An 18,439-nucleotide genomic window follows, 5' to 3' on the forward strand; every position below is an offset into this window, starting at 1 on the left:
TCGCTACCGAGACAGGAGTCGCGAAATGGCAAAGGAAAAGTTCGAGCGGACCAAGCCGCACGTGAACGTTGGTACGATTGGTCACGTTGACCACGGCAAGACGACGCTGACGGCGGCGATTGCGACGGTGCTGGCTGCGAAGTTCGGCGGTGCCGCGAAGAAGTACGACGAAATCGATGCGGCGCCGGAAGAGAAGGCACGCGGTATTACCATCAACACCGCGCACGTCGAGTACGAGACGGCCAACCGCCACTACGCGCACGTTGACTGCCCGGGCCACGCCGACTACGTCAAGAACATGATCACCGGCGCTGCCCAGATGGACGGCGCGATCCTGGTGTGCTCGGCCGCTGACGGCCCGATGCCGCAGACGCGCGAGCACATCCTGCTGGCCCGCCAGGTCGGCGTGCCGTACATCATCGTGTTCCTGAACAAGTGCGACATGGTGGACGACGCCGAGCTGCTCGAGCTGGTGGAAATGGAAGTGCGCGAGCTGCTGTCGAAGTACGAGTTCCCCGGCGACGACACCCCGATCATCAAGGGTTCGGCCAAGCTGGCGCTCGAAGGCGACAAGGGCGACCTGGGCGAAGAGGCGATCATGCGCCTGGCCGAGGCACTGGACACCTACATCCCGACGCCGGAGCGCGCCGTGGACGGCACGTTCCTGATGCCGGTCGAAGACGTGTTCTCGATCTCGGGCCGCGGTACCGTGGTGACCGGCCGTATCGAGCGTGGCGTGATCAAGGTCGGCGAGGAAATCGAAATCGTCGGTATCCGCCCGACGGTCAAGACCACCTGCACCGGCGTGGAAATGTTCCGCAAGCTGCTGGACCAGGGCCAGGCTGGCGACAACGTCGGTCTGCTGCTGCGCGGCACCAAGCGTGAAGACGTCGAGCGCGGCCAGGTGCTGTGCAAGCCGGGTTCGATCAAGCCGCATACGCACTTCACCGGCGAGGTCTACATCCTGTCGAAGGACGAAGGCGGCCGTCACACCCCGTTCTTCAACAACTACCGTCCGCAGTTCTATTTCCGTACGACCGACGTGACCGGCTCGATCGAGCTGCCGAAGGACAAGGAAATGGTCATGCCGGGCGACAACGTGTCGATCACCGTCAAGCTGATCGCCCCGATCGCGATGGAAGAAGGCCTGCGCTTCGCCATCCGTGAAGGCGGCCGCACCGTCGGCGCCGGCGTCGTCGCCAAGATCCTGGACTAAGCAGTCACGACAGCAAACGCGGCACCAACCGGCCGCGTTTGCCGCCAGTGGGGTTGGCTCCAGCCGACCCCAAAGTTGTTTTAGGGGTATAGCTCAACTGGCAGAGCGTCGGTCTCCAAAACCGAAGGTTGGGGGTTCGATTCCCTCTGCCCCTGCCAATTCAATCAGCCGCGTCGGGCGGATCCACAGAGGATCCATCGTGACGCGGCTTAGTCTCGTTTGCGAAACATGGCCAATCCCAACGTTGAAACCGTCAACACCTCCAGCGGCAAGTGGCTGCTGGGCGTGGCCGTGCTGCTTGTGGTGGCCGGCGTGATCGGTTTCTACGCGCTGGCGCAGCAGCCTGCCTACGTGCGCGGCGCCGCGCTGTTCGCGGGCATCGTGCTCGGCGTGATCGTCGCGCTGGTGTCCGCGCCGGGCAAGGGAATTCGTGGGATTCGCCAGGGAATCGTACCGGGAAGTCCGCAAGGTGGTGTGGCCGACCCGCAAGGAAGCCGGACAGATGACGGGCCTGGTGTTCGTCTTCGTCGTCGTGATGGCGCTGTTCTTGTGGTCTGCCGACAAACTGATCGAGTGGGTGATCTTCTCCCTCGTGCTGGGCTGGAAATAAGGGAAAGGACATGACGGACGACGCAAAGCAGGAATCCACTCCTACGCAGCCGCCTTCGAAGAAGCGCTGGTACGTGGTCCACGCTTACTCCGGCATGGAGAAGAGCGTGCAGCGCGCCTTGCAGGAACGCATCGAGCGCGCGGAGATGCAGGACAAGTTCGGACGCATCCTGGTGCCTTCCGAGGAAGTGATCGAAATGAAGGGCGGTCAGCGTTCGGTGACCGAGCGGCGCTTCTTCCCGGGCTATGTGCTCGTGGAAATGGAGATGACCGACGAGACGTGGCACCTGGTGAAGAACACCAGCAAGGTGACCGGCTTCGTCGGCGGCGCGCGCAACCGTCCGAGTCCGATTTCCCAGAAGGAAGTCGACAAGATCATGACGCAGATGCAGGAAGGCGTCGAAAAGCCGCGGCCCAAGACGCTGTTCGAGGTGGGCGAAATGGTGCGCGTCAAGGACGGCCCGTTCACCGACTTCAACGGCAACGTGGAAGAGGTCAACTACGAGAAGTCGCGCCTGCGCGTCTCGGTGACCATCTTCGGTCGCGCCACCCCCGGTCGAGCTCGAGTTCGGGCAGGTCGAGAAGGTCTGATCGTCACAGGATTCGCAGGGTCGCGCGGCCTTCGGCAGTGCGACCGGCGACGCCCCGCAAGGGGCACAAGAGGAGCGTGAGGCCAGGTCCGCCACCGGCGGCCGGCGACAGCGCGTTACGACTCAACAGGATCGACTGCCTGACGTGCAGCGGTCCGGATTGGAGTAAAGATGGCCAAGAAGATTATTGGCTTTATCAAGCTGCAGATCCCGGCTGGTAAAGCGAACCCCTCCCCGCCCGTGGGCCCGGCACTGGGTCAGCGCGGCCTGAATATCATGGAGTTCTGCAAGGCGTTCAACGCGCAGACCCAGGGTATGGAACCCGGCCTGCCGGTGCCGGTGGTGATCACCGCCTACGCCGACAAGAGCTTCACCTTCGTGATGAAGTCGCCGCCGGCCACCGTGCTGATCAAGAAGGCTGCCGGCATCACCAAGGGTTCGGCCAAGCCGCACACCGACAAGGTTGGCAAGATCACCCGCGCCCAGGCTGAAGACATCGCCAAGGCCAAGAACGCCGACCTGACCGCCGCCGATCTGGACGCGGCAGTGCGCACCATCGCGGGTTCGGCCCGTTCGATGGGTATCACCGTGGAGGGTCTGTAAATGGCTAAGGTTTCGAAGCGCGTAGCGGCCAACAAGGCCAAGATCGAGCGCACCAAGTTCTACCCGATCGACGAGGCGCTGGGCCTGGTCAAGGAATGCGCGTCGGCCAAGTTCGACGAGTCGATCGACGTCGCCGTGCAGCTGGGCATCGACGCCAAGAAGTCGGACCAGGTGGTCCGTGGCTCGGTGGTGCTGCCCGCCGGTACCGGCAAGTCGGTCCGCGTGGCGGTGTTCGCCCAGGGCGAGAAGGCTGAAGCGGCCAAGGCCGCCGGCGCCGACGTGGTCGGCATGGAAGACCTGGCCGAGCAAGTCAAGGCCGGCAACCTGAACTTCGACGTCGTGATCGCTTCGCCGGACACGATGCGTATCGTCGGTACGCTGGGCCAGATCCTCGGTCCGCGCGGCCTGATGCCGAACCCGAAGGTCGGTACCGTGACCCCCGACGTCGCCCAGGCCGTGAAGAACGCCAAGGCCGGTCAGGTCCAGTTCCGTGTCGACAAGGCCGGTATCATCCACGCGACCATCGGCCGCCGTTCGTTCGAAGACGCCGCGCTGAAGACCAACCTGTCGGCGCTGATCGACGCGCTGGTCAAGGCCAAGCCGGCCACCAGCAAGGGCGTCTACCTGCGCAAGATCGCGGTCTCCTCGACGATGGGCGTGGGCGTTCGCGTCGACCAGACCTCGCTGGCCGCCTAAGCGGCTGGCCGATCGCGGTCAATCGGCCGACCGGACCCGATAACACCGGTCGGCGAAGCATTCAAGGTTTCGGCACTGCGCCGGGACCGGCCCGTCAGGGCGGGCCAGAGAAAGGCTTTGGGCAGTGGTGCCGGCGCCAGCCGCCGGTCCCGCTGGTTATCAAAGACCGCTGGCGGTCATGTTCGCGCTTCGGTGCGGCATGGCCTTAATTGGTGGGACCGTACACGGCAACAAGGTGACGGCACCCTGCCCGCCAGCGTAGATGGCGAACCCGAAGGTTGGAATGGTCCGGGGCGAGATCCCCGGGTGATTCGGGCCAATCGGACGCCGTTCGTTTGGACTGATGCAAGGTCCTCCGTCGCCGGAGCACCGCGCATCGTTTTGGAGCTTAACCGTGCCACTCAATATTGAAGATAAGAAGGCCGTCGTTGCTGAGGTGTCGGCGCAAGTCGCCAAAGCCCAGACCATCGTCGTGGCCGAATATCGCGGCATCACGGTTGGCGATCTGACCAAGCTGCGTGCCACCGCCCGCGAGCAAGGCGTCTACCTGCGCGTTCTGAAGAACACGCTGGCTCGCCGCGCCGTGGAAGGTACGCCGTTTGCCGCGCTCGCGGAGCAATTGACCGGTCCGCTGATCTACGGGATTTCCGAAGATGCAGTGGCCTCGGCCAAGGTTCTGAACGACTTCGCCAAGACCAACGACAAGCTGGTCCTGCGCGCCGGGTCGTTCGACGGCAAGGTGCTCGACGTCAACGCCGTCAAGGCGCTGGCCTCGATCCCGAGCCGCGACCAACTGATTGCTCAGCTGCTTGGCGTCATGCAAGCGCCGGTGTCGGGCTTTGCCCGCCTGCTGGCCGCGCTGGCCGAGAAGAAGAGCGAAGGTGCCCCCGCCGAGGAAGGCGCCGCGGCCTAAGGCCAGGCTCGTCCCGATCGCAATACCGATACCGAATCAAATCTAGGAGTATTTCCAAATGGCAATCACCAAAGACGACATCCTCGAAGCCGTTGGCGCGATGTCCGTGATGGAACTGAACGACCTGGTCAAGGCGTTCGAAGAGAAGTTTGGCGTGTCCGCCGCCGCGATGGCCGTGGCTGCCGCTCCGGGCGCTGCTGGCGCTGGCGCTGCCGCCGAAGAGAAGACCGAGTTCAACGTCGTGCTGGCTGAAGTCGGCGCGAACAAGGTCGGCGTCATCAAGGCCGTTCGCGAAATCACCGGCCTGGGCCTGAAGGAAGCCAAGGACCTGGTCGATGGCGCACCGAAGCCCGTCAAGGAAGGCGTGGACAAGGCTGCTGCCGACGAGGCCAAGAAGAAGCTGGAAGACGCCGGCGCGAAGGTCGAAATCAAGTAAGCAGTTTTCGCGTGCCCTCCGGCACGCGAGTGGGGCTGGCAAAGGGGAAATCCCGGCGCCAGCCTTTTTTGCGCTTCTGTGATGTGTGTTTTATTGGACACTCATCCGCGCAATAAGTGATGCATTGCCTACTCGGCGTCGGGGTGAACCTCCGGGCCGCAGCAGAGGCCAAACATCAGTGGCACACTAAGCGGTTGCTGCTGATGTTTGTCTTCTGAACCGACTGCAGAAGACAAGTTTGGTCGGGTGTTCCCCGGACCGGCGCGCGTGGATGATGGCGCCGGTTCGCAGCGTGCGGACACCGTCAGCCAGAGGTTGGTAGCGGCCAACCGCCAAATCCCCTCCCAGTCGCTGAACACCTCAGGCGCCGGTCAGGTCCAGCCAGCCCTGCGATGATTCGGAGATCCCATGGCGTACAGCTTCACCGAAAAGAAGCGCATTCGCAAAAGCTTTGCGAAGCGCGCGACGGTTCACCAGGTTCCATTCCTGCTAGCCACCCAGATCGAATCGTACACCCAGTTCTTGCAAGCGGATACGCCACCCGCGCGTCGCAAGAGCGAAGGCCTGCAAGCGGCCTTCAACGCAATTTTCCCCATCGTCTCCCATAACGGGCTCGCTCGTATGGAGTTCGTGTCGTATCACCTGTCCAACCCGCCGTTCGACGTCAAGGAATGTCAGCAGCGCGGGCTGACCTTCCATTCGGCCCTGCGCGCCAAGGTTCGCCTGATCATCAACGATCGCGAGAATCCGGGCAAGGTCAAGGAGGTCAAGGAGCAGGGAAGTCTACATGGGCGAGATTCCGCTCATGACCTCGACCGGCTCGTTCGTGATCAACGGCACCGAGCGCGTGATCGTTTCGCAGCTGCACCGTTCGCCGGGCGTGTTCTTCGAGCACGACAAGGGCAAGACGCACAGCTCGGGCAAGCTGCTGTTCTCGGCACGGATCATTCCGTACCGCGGCTCGTGGCTGGACTTCGAGTTCGACCCGAAGGACATCCTGTACTTCCGCGTCGACCGCCGGCGCAAGATGCCGGTGACGATCCTGCTGAAGTCGATCGGCCTGACGCCGGAACAGATCCTCGCGCACTTCTTCGTGTTCGACAACTTCACGCTGCAGGCCGAAGGCGCGCAGCTGGAGTTCGTGCCCGAGCGCCTGCGCGGCGAAGTCGCGCGCTTCGACATCGCCGACAAGAACGGCCGTGTCGTGGTCGAGAAGGACAAGCGGATCAACGCCAAGCACATCCGTGACCTGGAGTCCGCCGGCACCAAGCTGATCAGCGTGCCGGAAGACTATCTGCTGGGCCGCGTGCTGGCCAAGAACATCATCGACCCGGATACCGGCGAGGTGATCGCCAACGCCAACGATGAACTGACCGAAACGCTGCTCGAGTCGCTGCGCGAAGCCGGCGTCAAGCAGATCCAGACGCTGTACACCAACGATCTGGACCAGGGTCCGTACATCTCGCAGACCCTGCGCACCGACGACACCGCCGACCAAACCGCGGCCCGTATCGCGATCTACCGGATGATGCGCCCGGGCGAGCCGCCTACCGAAGACGCCGTCGAAGCGCTGTTCCAGCGCCTGTTCTACAGCGAAGAGTCGTACGACCTGTCGCGCGTGGGCCGCATGAAGGTCAACAGCCGCCTGGGCCGCCCGAGCGGCGAGGGCAGCATGGTGCTGCAGGACGAGGACATCCTCGAGACCATCAAGATCCTGGTCAACCTGCGCAACGGCAAGGGCGAAGTCGACGACATCGACCACCTGGGCAATCGCCGCGTGCGTTGCGTCGGCGAACTGGCCGAGAACCAGTTCCGCGCCGGCCTGTCGCGCGTGGAGCGCGCCGTCAAGGAACGTCTGGGCCAGGCCGAGACCGAGAACCTGATGCCGCACGACCTGATCAACTCGAAGCCGATCTCGTCGGCGATCCGCGAGTTCTTCGGTTCGTCGCAGCTGTCGCAGTTCATGGACCAGACCAACCCGCTGTCCGAGATCACGCACAAGCGTCGCGTGTCCGCTCTGGGCCCGGGCGGTCTGACGCGCGAGCGCGCGGGCTTCGAAGTCCGCGACGTGCACCCGACCCACTATGGCCGCGTGTGCCCGATCGAAACGCCGGAAGGTCCGAACATCGGTCTGATCAACTCGCTGGCGCTGTACGCCCGCCTGAACGAGTACGGCTTCCTCGAAACGCCGTACCGCAAGGTCGAGAACGGCAAGCTGACCGACCAGGTCGACTACCTGTCGGCGATCGAGGAAGGCAAGTACGTGGTGGCGCAGGCCAACGCGACGGTCGACGCCGAAGGCAACCTGATCGACGAACTGGTGTCGGCGCGCGAAGGCAGCGAGCGCGAGACCCGCATGGTCACGCCGGACCGCGTGCAGTACATCGACGTGGCGCCGTCGCAGATCGTGTCGGCGGCGGCCTCGCTGGTACCGTTCCTCGAGCACGATGACGCAAACCGTGCACTGATGGGCGCGAACATGCAGCGTCAGGCCGTGCCTTGCCTGCGTCCGGACAAGCCGCTGGTCGGCACCGGCATCGAGCGCACCGTCGCGGTCGACTCGGGCACCGCCGTGCAGGCGACCCGTGGCGGCGTGGTCGACTATGTCGACGCGAACCGTATCGTGATCCGCGTCAACGACGACGAAGCCGTGGCCGGCGAAGTCGGCGTGGACATCTACAACCTGATCAAGTACACGCGTTCGAACCAGAACACGAACATCAACCAGCGTCCGATGGTCAAGGTGGGCGACCACGTCGCCCGCGGCGACGTGATCGCCGATGGCGCCTCGACCGACCTGGGCGAGCTCGCGCTCGGCCAGAACATGCTGGTCGCGTTCATGCCCTGGAACGGCTACAACTTCGAAGACTCGATCCTGATCTCGGAGCGCGTCGTTGCCGAAGACCGCTACACCTCGATCCACATCGAGGAGCTGTCGGTCGTCGCCCGCGACACCAAGCTCGGACCCGAGGAAATCACGCGCGACATCTCGAACCTGGCCGAAGCGCAACTGGCCCGTCTGGACGAATCCGGCATCACCTACATCGGTGCCGAGGTCGAGGCCGGCGACGTGCTGGTCGGCAAGGTCACGCCCAAGGGCGAGACCCAGCTGACGCCGGAAGAGAAGCTGCTGCGCGCGATCTTCGGCGAGAAGGCGTCCGACGTGAAGGACACCTCGCTGCGCGTGCCCTCGGGCATGAGCGGCATCGTGATCGACGTGCAGGTCTTCACCCGTGAAGGCGTGACCCGCGACAAGCGCGCGCAGTCGATCATCGACGACGAGCTCAAGCGCTACCGCCTGGACCTGAACGACCAGCTGCGTATCGTCGAGGGCGATGCCTTCCAGCGTCTGGAGCGCCTGCTGATCGACAAGACCGTCAACGGCGGTCCGAAGAAGCTGGCCAAGGGCGCGAAGCTGACCAAGGAGTACCTGGACGATCTGGACAAGTACCACTGGTTCGACATCCGTCCGGCGGACGAGGAAGTCGCGGCCCAGCTCGAGGCGGTCAAGGAAGCCATCGAGCAGAAGCGCCACGAGTTCGACCTGGCCTTCGAGGAAAAGCGCAAGAAGCTGACCCAGGGCGACGAGCTGCCCCCGGGCGTGATCAAGATGGTCAAGGTCTACCTGGCCGTCAAGCGCCGCCTGCAGCCTGGCGACAAGATGGCCGGCCGTCACGGCAACAAGGGCGTGGTGTCGAAGATCGTGCCGATCGAGGACATGCCCTACATGGCCGACGGCACGCCTGCCGACATCGTGCTGAACCCGCTCGGCGTGCCGTCGCGGATGAACGTGGGTCAGATTCTCGAGACCCACCTGGGCTGGGCCGCGCGCGGTCTGGGCCAGCGCATCGGCGACATGCTCAAGGCACAGGCCAAGGCGCAGGAACTGCGCACCCTGCTCGCTCAGATCTACAACGAGAGCGGCAAGGCCGAAGACCTCGACAGCCTGACGGATGCCGAAGTGCTGGAGCTGGCGAACAACCTCAAGAAGGGCGTGCCCTTCGCGACTCCGGTGTTCGATGGCGCGCATGAAGCCGAAATCCGCCGCATGCTGGATCTGGCCTATCCGGACGAAGTGGCCAAGGAGAAGGGCCTGACGGCATCGAAGCAGCAGGTCACGCTGTACGACGGCCGCACCGGCGAGGCGTTCGAGCGTCCGGTCACGCTGGGTGTGATGCACATGCTGAAGCTGCACCACCTGGTCGACGACAAGATGCACGCCCGTTCGACCGGTCCGTACTCGCTCGTCACCCAGCAGCCGCTGGGCGGCAAGGCGCAGTTCGGCGGCCAGCGTTTCGGCGAGATGGAAGTGTGGGCGCTGGAAGCGTACGGCGCCTCCTACGTGCTGCAGGAAATGCTGACGGTCAAGTCCGACGACGTGAACGGCCGTACCAAGGTGTACGAGAACATCGTCAAGGGCGAGCACTCGATCGATGCCGGCATGCCGGAGTCGTTCAACGTGCTGGTGAAGGAAATCCGCTCGCTGGGTATCGATATCGACCTGGATCGCTATTGATCGACAGGTCGAAACGGGGACGGCAGTGAAGCCGTCTCCGGCGGATTTCCCACAGGATGAATGCCGGCGGCCCGTGACGGGCCGGCGGCGAAACAAGGAGTTGCAATGAAAGCATTGCTCGATCTCTTTAAGCAGGTACAGCAGGAAGAGCAGTTCGACGCGATCAAGATCGGGCTGGCCTCGCCCGAGAAGATCCGTTCGTGGTCGTACGGCGAAGTCAAGAAGCCGGAAACCATCAACTACCGGACGTTCAAGCCGGAGCGCGACGGTCTGTTCTGCGCCAAGATCTTCGGTCCGATCAAGGACTACGAGTGCCTGTGCGGCAAGTACAAGCGCCTGAAGCACCGTGGCGTGATCTGCGAGAAGTGCGGCGTCGAAGTGACGCTGGCGAAGGTGCGCCGCGAGCGCATGGGCCATATCGAACTGGCCGCGCCGACCGCGCACATCTGGTTCCTGAAGTCGCTGCCGTCGCGTCTGGGCATGGTGCTCGACATGACGCTGCGCGACATCGAGCGCGTGCTGTATTTCGAAGCGTTCGTGGTGCTCGAGCCCGGCATGACCCCGCTCAAGAAGAGCCAGATCATGTCCGAGGACGACTACATCGCGAAGTGCGAGGAGTACGGCGAGGGCGAATTCGTGGCGATGATGGGTGCCGAGGGCATCCGTGAACTGCTGCGCGGCATCGACATCGAGAAGCAGATCGAACAGATCCGCGCCGAGCTGCAGGCCACCGGTTCCGAAGCCAAGATCAAGAAGTACGCCAAGCGCCTGAAGGTGCTCGAGGCCTTCCAGCGTTCGGGCATCAAGCCCGAGTGGATGATCCTCGAAGTGCTGCCGGTGCTGCCGCCCGAGCTGCGTCCGCTGGTGCCGCTGGACGGCGGCCGCTTCGCGACCTCGGACCTGAACGACCTGTATCGCCGCGTGATCAACCGCAACAACCGGTTGAAGCGCCTGCTCGAGCTGAAGGCCCCTGAAATCATCGTGCGCAACGAAAAGCGCATGCTGCAGGAAGCGGTCGACTCGCTGCTGGACAACGGCCGTCGCGGCAAGGCGATGACCGGCGCCAACAAGCGTCCGCTGAAGTCGCTGGCCGAGATGATCAAGGGCAAGGGCGGTCGTTTCCGTCAGAACCTGCTGGGCAAGCGCGTCGACTACTCGGGCCGTTCGGTCATCGTGGTCGGCCCGACGCTGAAGCTGCACCAGTGCGGCCTGCCCAAGCTGATGGCGCTGGAGCTGTTCAAGCCCTTCATCTTCCACAAGCTGGAAACGATGGGCATCGCCACCACCATCAAGGCGGCCAAGAAGGAAGTCGAAAGCCAGACCCCGGTCGTGTGGGACATCCTCGAAGAGGTGATCCGCGAGCACCCGGTGATGCTGAACCGCGCGCCGACGCTGCACCGCCTGGGCATCCAGGCCTTCGAACCGGTGCTGATCGAAGGCAAGGCGATCCAGCTGCATCCGCTCGTCTGCGCGGCGTTCAACGCCGACTTCGACGGTGACCAGATGGCCGTCCACGTGCCGCTGTCGCTGGAAGCGCAGATGGAAGCCCGCACGCTGATGCTGGCCTCCAACAACGTGCTGTTCCCGGCCAACGGCGATCCGTCGATCGTGCCGTCGCAGGACGTGGTGCTGGGCCTGTACTACACCACCCGCGACAAGATCAACGGCAAGGGCGAGGGTATGACCTTCGCCGACGTCAGCGAAGTGATCCGCGCCTACGAGAACAAGGAAGTCGAACTGGCTTCGCGCGTGAACGTGCGCATCACCGAGTATGAGCTGGTCGACAAGGACGCCGAGGGCGACGCGCGCTTCGCGCCGAAGATCACGCTGCAGGCCACCACGGTCGGCCGCGCGATCCTGTCCGAGATCCTGCCGAAGGGCCTGCCGTTCTCGGTGCTGAACAAGCCGCTGAAGAAGAAGGAAATCTCGCGCCTGATCAACACCGCGTTCCGCAAGTGCGGCCTGCGCGAGACGGTGATCTTCGCCGACAAGCTGCTGCAGTCGGGCTTCCGCCTGGCCACGCGCGCCGGTATCTCGATCGCGATCGACGACATGCTGGTGCCGCCGCAGAAGGAAAAGATCATCGCCGACGCCGCGGCCAAGGTGAAGGAATACGACAAGCAGTACATGTCGGGTCTGGTGACGGACCAGGAGCGCTACAACAACGTCGTGGACATCTGGGGCGCCGCCGGCGACCAGGTCGGCAAGGCGATGATGGAGCAGCTGCAGCACGAGGACGTGGTCGACCGCAACGGCAACACCGTCAAGCAGGAGTCGTTCAACTCCATCTACATGATGGCCGACTCGGGCGCACGGGGTTCCGCGGCGCAGATCCGTCAGCTGGCCGGCATGCGTGGCCTGATGGCCAAGCCGGACGGCTCGATCATCGAGACGCCGATTACCGCGAACTTCCGCGAAGGCCTGAACGTTCTGCAGTACTTCATCTCGACCCACGGCGCGCGTAAGGGCCTGGCCGATACCGCGCTGAAGACCGCGAACTCGGGTTACCTGACCCGTCGTCTGGTCGACGTGACGCAGGATCTGGTGGTGGTCGAGGAGGATTGCGGCACCACCAACGGCGTTGCGATGAAGGCGCTGGTGGAAGGCGGTGAAGTCATCGAAGCGCTGCGCGACCGTATCCTTGGCCGCGTGACGGTGTCGGACGTCGTCAACCCCGAGACGCAGGAAACCGCGATCGAGGCCGGCACGCTGCTGGACGAAGACCTGGTCGACCTGATCGACCAGATCGGCGTGGACGAGGTCAAGGTCCGCACCCCGCTGTCGTGCGACACGCGCTACGGCCTGTGCGCCAAGTGCTATGGCCGCGATCTGGGCCGCGGCACGCTGGTCAACACCGGCGAAGCGGTCGGCGTGATCGCCGCGCAGTCGATCGGCGAGCCGGGCACGCAGCTGACGATGCGGACGTTCCACATCGGCGGTGCGGCATCGCGTGCGGCGGTCGCCTCGAGCGTCGAAGCGAAGGCCACCGGTACGGTGCGCTTCACCGCGACGATGCGCTACGTGACCAACGCCAAGGGCGAACTGATCGTGATCTCGCGTTCGGGCGAGGCGCTGATCACCGACGACCACGGCCGCGAGCGCGAGCGCCACAAGATCCCGTACGGCGCCACGCTGCTGGTGCAGGACGGTCAGGCGATCAAGGCGGGCACGCAACTGGCCACCTGGGATGCGCTGACGCGCCCGATCGTGTCGGAGTACTCGGGCACGATCAAGTTCGAGAACGTCGAAGAAGGCGTGACCGTCGCCAAGCAGATGGACGAGGTCACCGGTCTGTCGACGCTGGTCGTGATCGACGCCAAGCGCCGTACGGCTGCCACCAAGGGCCTGCGCCCGCAGGTGAAGCTGCTCGACGCCAACGGCCAGGAAGTCAAGATTCCGGGCACGGACCACTCCGTGACCATCGGCTTCCAGGTCGGCGCGCTGATCACCGTCAAGGACGGCCAGCAGGTGCACGTCGGTGAAGTGCTGGCGCGTATCCCGACCGAGTCGCAGAAGACCCGCGACATTACCGGTGGTCTGCCGCGCGTGGCCGAGCTGTTCGAAGCGCGTTCGCCGAAGGACGCCGCCGTGCTGGCGGAAGTCACCGGTACCGTGTCGTTCGGCAAGGACACCAAGGGCAAGCAGCGTCTGGTCATCACCGACCTCGACGGCAATGCGCACGAGTTCCTGATCGCCAAGGAAAAGCAGGTGCTGGTCCACGACGGTCAGGTGGTGAACAAGGGCGAGATGATCGTCGAGGGTCCGGCGGATCCGCACGACATCCTGCGCCTGAAGGGCATCGAGGAGCTGGCGCACTACATCGTCGACGAGGTGCAGGACGTCTACCGTCTGCAGGGCGTGAAGATCAACGACAAGCACATCGAAGTGATCGTGCGTCAGATGCTGCGCCGCGTGCAGATCGTCGATGTCGGCGACACCAAGTTCATCCCGGGTGAACAGGTGGAGCGCTCGGAGCTGCTGGACGAAAACGACCGCGTGATCGCGGAAGGCAAGCGTCCGGCAACCTACGAGAACCTGCTGCTCGGTATCACCAAGGCGTCGCTGTCGACCGACAGCTTCATCTCGGCGGCATCGTTCCAGGAAACGACGCGCGTGCTGACCGAAGCCGCGATCATGGGCAAGACCGACGACCTGCGTGGTCTGAAGGAAAACGTGATCGTGGGTCGCCTGATCCCGGCCGGTACGGGCCTGGCCTACCACCGCGCCCGCAAGGCGCGCGAGGCAGCCGAGCGCGAACGCGCCCAGGCGATCTCCGAAGAAGAGCAGTCGCTCTTCATGGAGCCGTCGGAGGTGCATGCCACCACCGAGAACGGCGGCGATACGCCGGCGGTCTGAGACTGATGCGGTAACGCTGCGGCAAAGAGACTGCAGCGAGGCCGCTGTAGTACGGTCGCTGTAGTACGGCCGCTGTAGTACGGCCGCAGCAGCAAGCCAGTAGTGAAAAAGCCCGGTGCGAGAAATCGCACCGGGCTTTTTTGGCCGCCTGACGTTGGAGTCAACGCCAGGACCAAACACGCGATGCCGCTTACACGTAGGCGCGCGCCGCGACGCTGACCGCCGCCGACTGCGCGGGGGACCGCGTTGCCAGCGGCGAAGCCACCCTGCTTCTCCAGCGTCTTCATGATCAGGTCGGACAGCACGCCGAACTCGCGCGAGCCCAGCTTCTGGCCATATTGCTTCAGGAAGGCGTCGATCGGCACGCCGGCACTGCGCAGCGACTTGATCTCCGAATCGCTCAGCGTCGCGGTTTCGTAGTTGCCGCTCTGCTGCGACAGCTTGGCCAGTTCATTGGCCTTTTCGCGGTAGAGCTTGGCGGCGGCGAACAGGTCCAGGTCGCCGCCGGCGCTGACGGCAGCCGCCTCGGCGGCGCCGACGAGGTTCGACTCCTGCGCCGAGGTCGCGAGCGGCTGGACCGGGTGTTGGGGGGTGGGAAACGGGCGAGACAAGCATGGGAAAGCTCCAGGAAACTCCAAAAGACCGCGTCCAAAAGACTGCGATGGTTCTGATGGTCGTCATCGTTGCTTGCACAACGATTGGACGAGGCAGATCTTCCTCGCCACCACGGGGCGCTGTCTTACGGTTTCCGGAGCCGACTTGGGTTTCTCGCATCCATCGTCGTCCGCCGCGCAAGGACTGGACGAAATTCGAAAATCGGCGACGTTGGGGTGTGATACGGCCAAGACCTGATTCCGCCAGCCGCGTCCGCGTGGCAGTCGAGGTACGCGGCAGGGCGGGGGCGGCAGGCGGGCGTGGCAGGCGGAATGCGACGCCGCGATGGCGGGCGAGGGCGGACGAGGGCGGACGAGGGCGGACGAGGGCGGACGAGGGCGGGCGCCGTCACGATTCGAAGCGATCGGAAGCCGGTGCGGTGGTATGGTTACGCCTTTCCGACACCTTGCCCCGTTTCCGCAGTTGCTATGTCCCTTGCCCTGGCGATTCTGAAGGATGTTTTCGGCTATCACGCCTTCCGCGGCCGCCAGGCGGAAATCATCGAGCACGTGGCCGAGGGCGGCGATTGCCTGGTGCTGATGCCGACCGGCGGCGGCAAGTCGCTTTGCTACCAGATTCCGGCGCTGCTGCGCCAGCGTGCCGGCCACGGCGTCGGCATCGTCGTGTCGCCGTTGATCGCGCTGATGCAGGACCAGGTCGCCGCGCTGACCGAAGCCGGCGTGCGCGCCGCGGTGCTGAACTCCACGCTGACCGGCGCGGAGGCCTCGGCGGTCGAGCGCGACCTGCTGGCCGGGCGCCTCGAGATCCTGTACGTCGCGCCGGAACGGCTGATGACGCCGCGCTTCCAGGACCTGCTCGACCGCACCCGCGTGGGCCTGTTCGCGATCGACGAGGCGCACTGCGTGTCGCAGTGGGGCCACGACTTCCGGCCGGAATACATCCAGCTGTCGGTGCTGCACGAGCGCTTCCCGCAGGTGCCGCGCATCGCGCTGACCGCGACGGCGGATGACGTGACGCGGCAGGAGATCGTCGAGCGCCTGGCGCTGGACGATGCGCGCGTCTTCCTGTCGAGCTTCGATCGTCCCAATATCCGCTATCGCATCGTCGAGAAGGACAACGCCCGCCAGCAGCTGCTGGCCTTCATCAAGGCCGAGCACATGGCCGCGGACGGCACGCACGACAGCGGCATCGTCTACTGCCTGTCGCGCCGCAAGGTCGAGGAGACCGCCGACTGGCTGCGCGGCCACGGCATCAATGCGCTGCCGTACCACGCCGGCATGGAGGCCGCCGTGCGGCAGCAGCACCAGGCGCGCTTCCGCGACGAGGAAGGGCTGGTGATGGTGGCCACGATCGCCTTCGGCATGGGCATCGACAAGCCGGACGTCCGCTTCGTCGCCCACCTCGACCTGCCCAAGAGCATGGAGGGCTATTACCAGGAGACCGGCCGGGCCGGGCGCGACGGCCTGCCGGCCAATGCCTGGATGGCCTATGGCCTCGGCGACGTGGTGCAGCAGAAGCGGATGATCGACGAATCGGAGGCCGACGAAGCGCACAAGCGCGTGTCGTCGGCCAAGCTCGACGCCTTGCTGGGCCTGTGCGAGACCGCCGGCTGCCGGCGCGTGCGCATCCTCGCGTATTTCGGCGAGGCGAGCGAGCCCTGCGGCAACTGCGATACCTGCCTGGAGCCGCCGGCCACGTGGGACGGCACGCGCGAGGCGCAGATGGCGCTGTCCTGCGTCTACCGCACCGCCCAGGCCAGCCGCGTGCACTTCGGCGCCACCCATCTGATCGACGTGCTGCGCGGCAACGCCACCGAGAAGATCCGCCAGTGGGGGCACGACAAGGTGTCGACCTTCGGCATCGGTGCCGACCGGTCGGTGTCCGAATGGCATGCCATCTTCCGCCAGCTGATCGCGCATGGCCTGCTGGTGATCGACCATGGCGGCCACGGGGCCCTGCTGCTGGGCGAATCGGCGCGCGCGGTGCTCAAGGGCGAGACCAGCATCACGCTGCGCCGCCAGGTCAGCAAGCCAGCCCGGGGCGAGCGCGGCAGCGCCGGGCGCGGCAACCGCGTCGACCATACCGCGCAGATGGACGAACAGGCGCTGGCCAACTGGGAGGCGCTGCGGCGCTGGCGCGCCGAAACCGCGCGGGAGCACGGCGTGCCGGCCTATGTGATCTTCCACGATGCGACGCTGGCCCAGTTGGCGCGCAGCGCGCCCGACAGCATGGCGGAACTGGCGGAGGTGCCCGGTATCGGCGCGGCCAAGCTGGAGCGCTATGGCGACGAGCTGCTGGAAGTGCTGCAGAAGGCATGAGCGTCGCCCCCGCCACAGGCGGGTTGCCGGACCCCCGAGGGCCTGAGCGAAACTGGCGGGAGCTGCCGTCTCATAAAGCGATTTGCCCGAGGTAAAACAGCTTGACCGTTGATCGGTGCGCTGCTAGCATGCCGGATTCGAGTTTTTGGCTTCGGATTTCGCTCGCGCGTCGTTTGGTGGCACCCAGTGTCCGGCGATCGCCCCGGCAGGCAGGTCTTCCCTGGTCTGGCCGGCCCAGCGGGATCCCAGGCGAGCTCGCGCTCTTTGGCAAGTCTGGTTGTTCGCACAGTCCCGTCCCAGAGCGTTCTGCTCACCTGCTCCCGCCCAAAACCCGTCCTACCGTTTCGTCGATCGTCGTCGCGCTTGCGGGCGTGCCGCCGGTTCGTCGCCGAAGCGGTGTTTTTTTGTAAAACCAAGCTGGATTGAACAATGCCAACTATCAACCAACTGGTTCGCAAGCCGCGCGTCTCTGAAGTCATCAAGAGCAAGAGCCCGGCGCTTGAGAACTGCCCCCAACGCCGTGGCGTGTGCACCCGTGTGTACACCACCACGCCGAAGAAGCCGAACTCGGCACTGCGTAAGGTCGCCAAGGTGCGTCTGACCAACGGTTTCGAGGTCATCTCGTATATCGGCGGTGAAGGCCACAACCTGCAGGAACACTCGGTCGTGCTGATCCGCGGTGGTCGTGTCAAGGACTTGCCGGGTGTGCGTTACCACATCGTGCGCGGTTCGCTCGACCTGCAAGGCGTCAAGGACCGCAAGCAAGCGCGTTCGAAGTACGGCGCGAAGCGTCCGAAGGCTGCCTAAGCCTGCAACACAAGCGATGGTGGCTGGCGCCCAGCGTCATGTTGCTGTCAACAAGCGGCGGTACAACGGCCAGTTTGCTGCGCCGTGCCGTCGAGTAAGTGGTCCACCCGGCGAATTTGCCGCGCCCCTGGCGCAGGAAGGCAAGCTAGTTGGTGGCCGGAGCGCGGAAGAAACCGCACTCAACTGAATCCAAAGGAAAGAAGATGCCACGTCGTCGTGAAGTCCCCAAGCGGGAAATCCTGCCTGATCCGAAGTTCGGTAACGTCGAAGTTGCCAAGTTCATGAACGTCCTGATGCTGGACGGCAAGAAGTCGGTTGCCGAGCGCATCGTTTATGGCGCGTTCGACCAGATCGAAAAGAAGGCAGGCAAGGCCCCCATCGAAGTGTTCTCCGTTGCGATCAACAACGTGAAGCCGGTGGTGGAAGTGAAGAGCCGCCGCGTCGGTGGCGCCAACTATCAGGTTCCGGTCGAAGTCCGTCCGTCGCGTCGTTTGGCATTGGCGATGCGCTGGCTGCGTGAGGCCGCGAAGAAACGCAGCGAGAAGTCGATGGCGCTGCGCCTGGCAGGTGAGCTGCTCGAAGCCGCGGAAGGCCGTGGTGGCGCGATGAAGAAGCGCGACGAAGTGCACCGCATGGCCGAAGCCAACAAGGCGTTCTCGCACTTCCGCTTCTAAAGCGCGCGGGATTCGCAGTTGGTTGCCGGGCGGGCTGTGTTTTTACACATCTCGCCCGTTTGTGTTAGGGGCGTAGGCCAAGAGATGCCG

The 18,439-nt window shown here is 64.6% G+C and carries 9 protein-coding genes, 1 tRNA gene and 3 pseudogenes; all 13 read left to right on the forward strand.

The features are described 5' to 3' along the window. Positions 1-25: 25 nt before the first annotated feature. A complete protein-coding gene (tuf, locus tag OJJOAM_RS10315; protein ID WP_238512233.1) occupies positions 26-1,216 on the forward strand; it encodes an elongation factor Tu in 1,191 nt (396 codons plus the stop codon). 82 nt (positions 1,217-1,298) lie between these two features. Next, positions 1,299-1,374 (forward strand) — tRNA-Trp (locus OJJOAM_RS10320). Between the two features lie 70 nt (positions 1,375-1,444). Then, positions 1,445-1,826 (forward strand): annotated as a pseudogene (gene secE, locus OJJOAM_RS10325) (preprotein translocase subunit SecE). 10 nt (positions 1,827-1,836) lie between these two features. Continuing rightward, a pseudogene (gene nusG, locus OJJOAM_RS10330) lies at positions 1,837-2,416 on the forward strand (transcription termination/antitermination protein NusG). A 170-nt stretch (positions 2,417-2,586) separates the two neighbouring features. Then, entirely contained in the window at positions 2,587-3,018 is a 432-nt protein-coding gene (gene rplK / locus OJJOAM_RS10335; RefSeq protein ID WP_053822688.1) for a 50S ribosomal protein L11, read from the forward strand. Beyond that, entirely contained in the window at positions 3,019-3,714 is a 696-nt protein-coding gene (rplA, locus tag OJJOAM_RS10340; protein WP_422647907.1) for a 50S ribosomal protein L1, read from the forward strand. A gap of 394 nt (positions 3,715-4,108) precedes the next feature. Continuing rightward, positions 4,109-4,627 carry a 50S ribosomal protein L10 gene (gene rplJ, locus OJJOAM_RS10345; protein ID WP_023264956.1) on the forward strand — a complete coding sequence of 173 codons (519 nt, stop codon included), beginning with the start codon at positions 4,109-4,111 and terminating at the stop codon, positions 4,625-4,627. Between the two features lie 58 nt (positions 4,628-4,685). After that, entirely contained in the window at positions 4,686-5,063 is a 378-nt protein-coding gene (gene rplL, locus OJJOAM_RS10350) for a 50S ribosomal protein L7/L12 (RefSeq protein ID WP_149319753.1), read from the forward strand. Positions 5,064-5,471: 408 nt separating this feature from the next. Then, positions 5,472-9,579 (forward strand): annotated as a pseudogene (gene rpoB / locus OJJOAM_RS10355) (DNA-directed RNA polymerase subunit beta). A gap of 105 nt (positions 9,580-9,684) precedes the next feature. After that, positions 9,685-13,935: a DNA-directed RNA polymerase subunit beta' gene (rpoC, locus tag OJJOAM_RS10360; protein ID WP_149319751.1), complete on the forward strand. Its 4,251-nt coding sequence runs from the start codon at positions 9,685-9,687 to the stop codon at positions 13,933-13,935. Between the two features lie 1,082 nt (positions 13,936-15,017). Beyond that, a complete protein-coding gene (gene recQ / locus OJJOAM_RS10365; protein ID WP_422647908.1) occupies positions 15,018-16,868 on the forward strand; it encodes a DNA helicase RecQ in 1,851 nt (616 codons plus the stop codon). 429 nt (positions 16,869-17,297) lie between these two features. Continuing rightward, positions 17,298-17,675: a 30S ribosomal protein S12 gene (gene rpsL / locus OJJOAM_RS10370; RefSeq protein ID WP_006576501.1), complete on the forward strand. Its 378-nt coding sequence runs from the start codon at positions 17,298-17,300 to the stop codon at positions 17,673-17,675. A gap of 203 nt (positions 17,676-17,878) precedes the next feature. Next, complete coding sequence (gene rpsG, locus OJJOAM_RS10375; RefSeq protein ID WP_006576502.1) at positions 17,879-18,349, forward strand: 30S ribosomal protein S7; 471 nt, start codon at positions 17,879-17,881, stop codon at positions 18,347-18,349. The last annotated feature ends 90 nt before the right edge of the window (positions 18,350-18,439 follow it).

Origin of the sequence: Cupriavidus sp. H18C1 (genome assembly GCF_049311595.1) — a bacterium.
Classification (GTDB): Bacteria; Pseudomonadota; Gammaproteobacteria; order Burkholderiales; family Burkholderiaceae; genus Cupriavidus; species Cupriavidus cauae.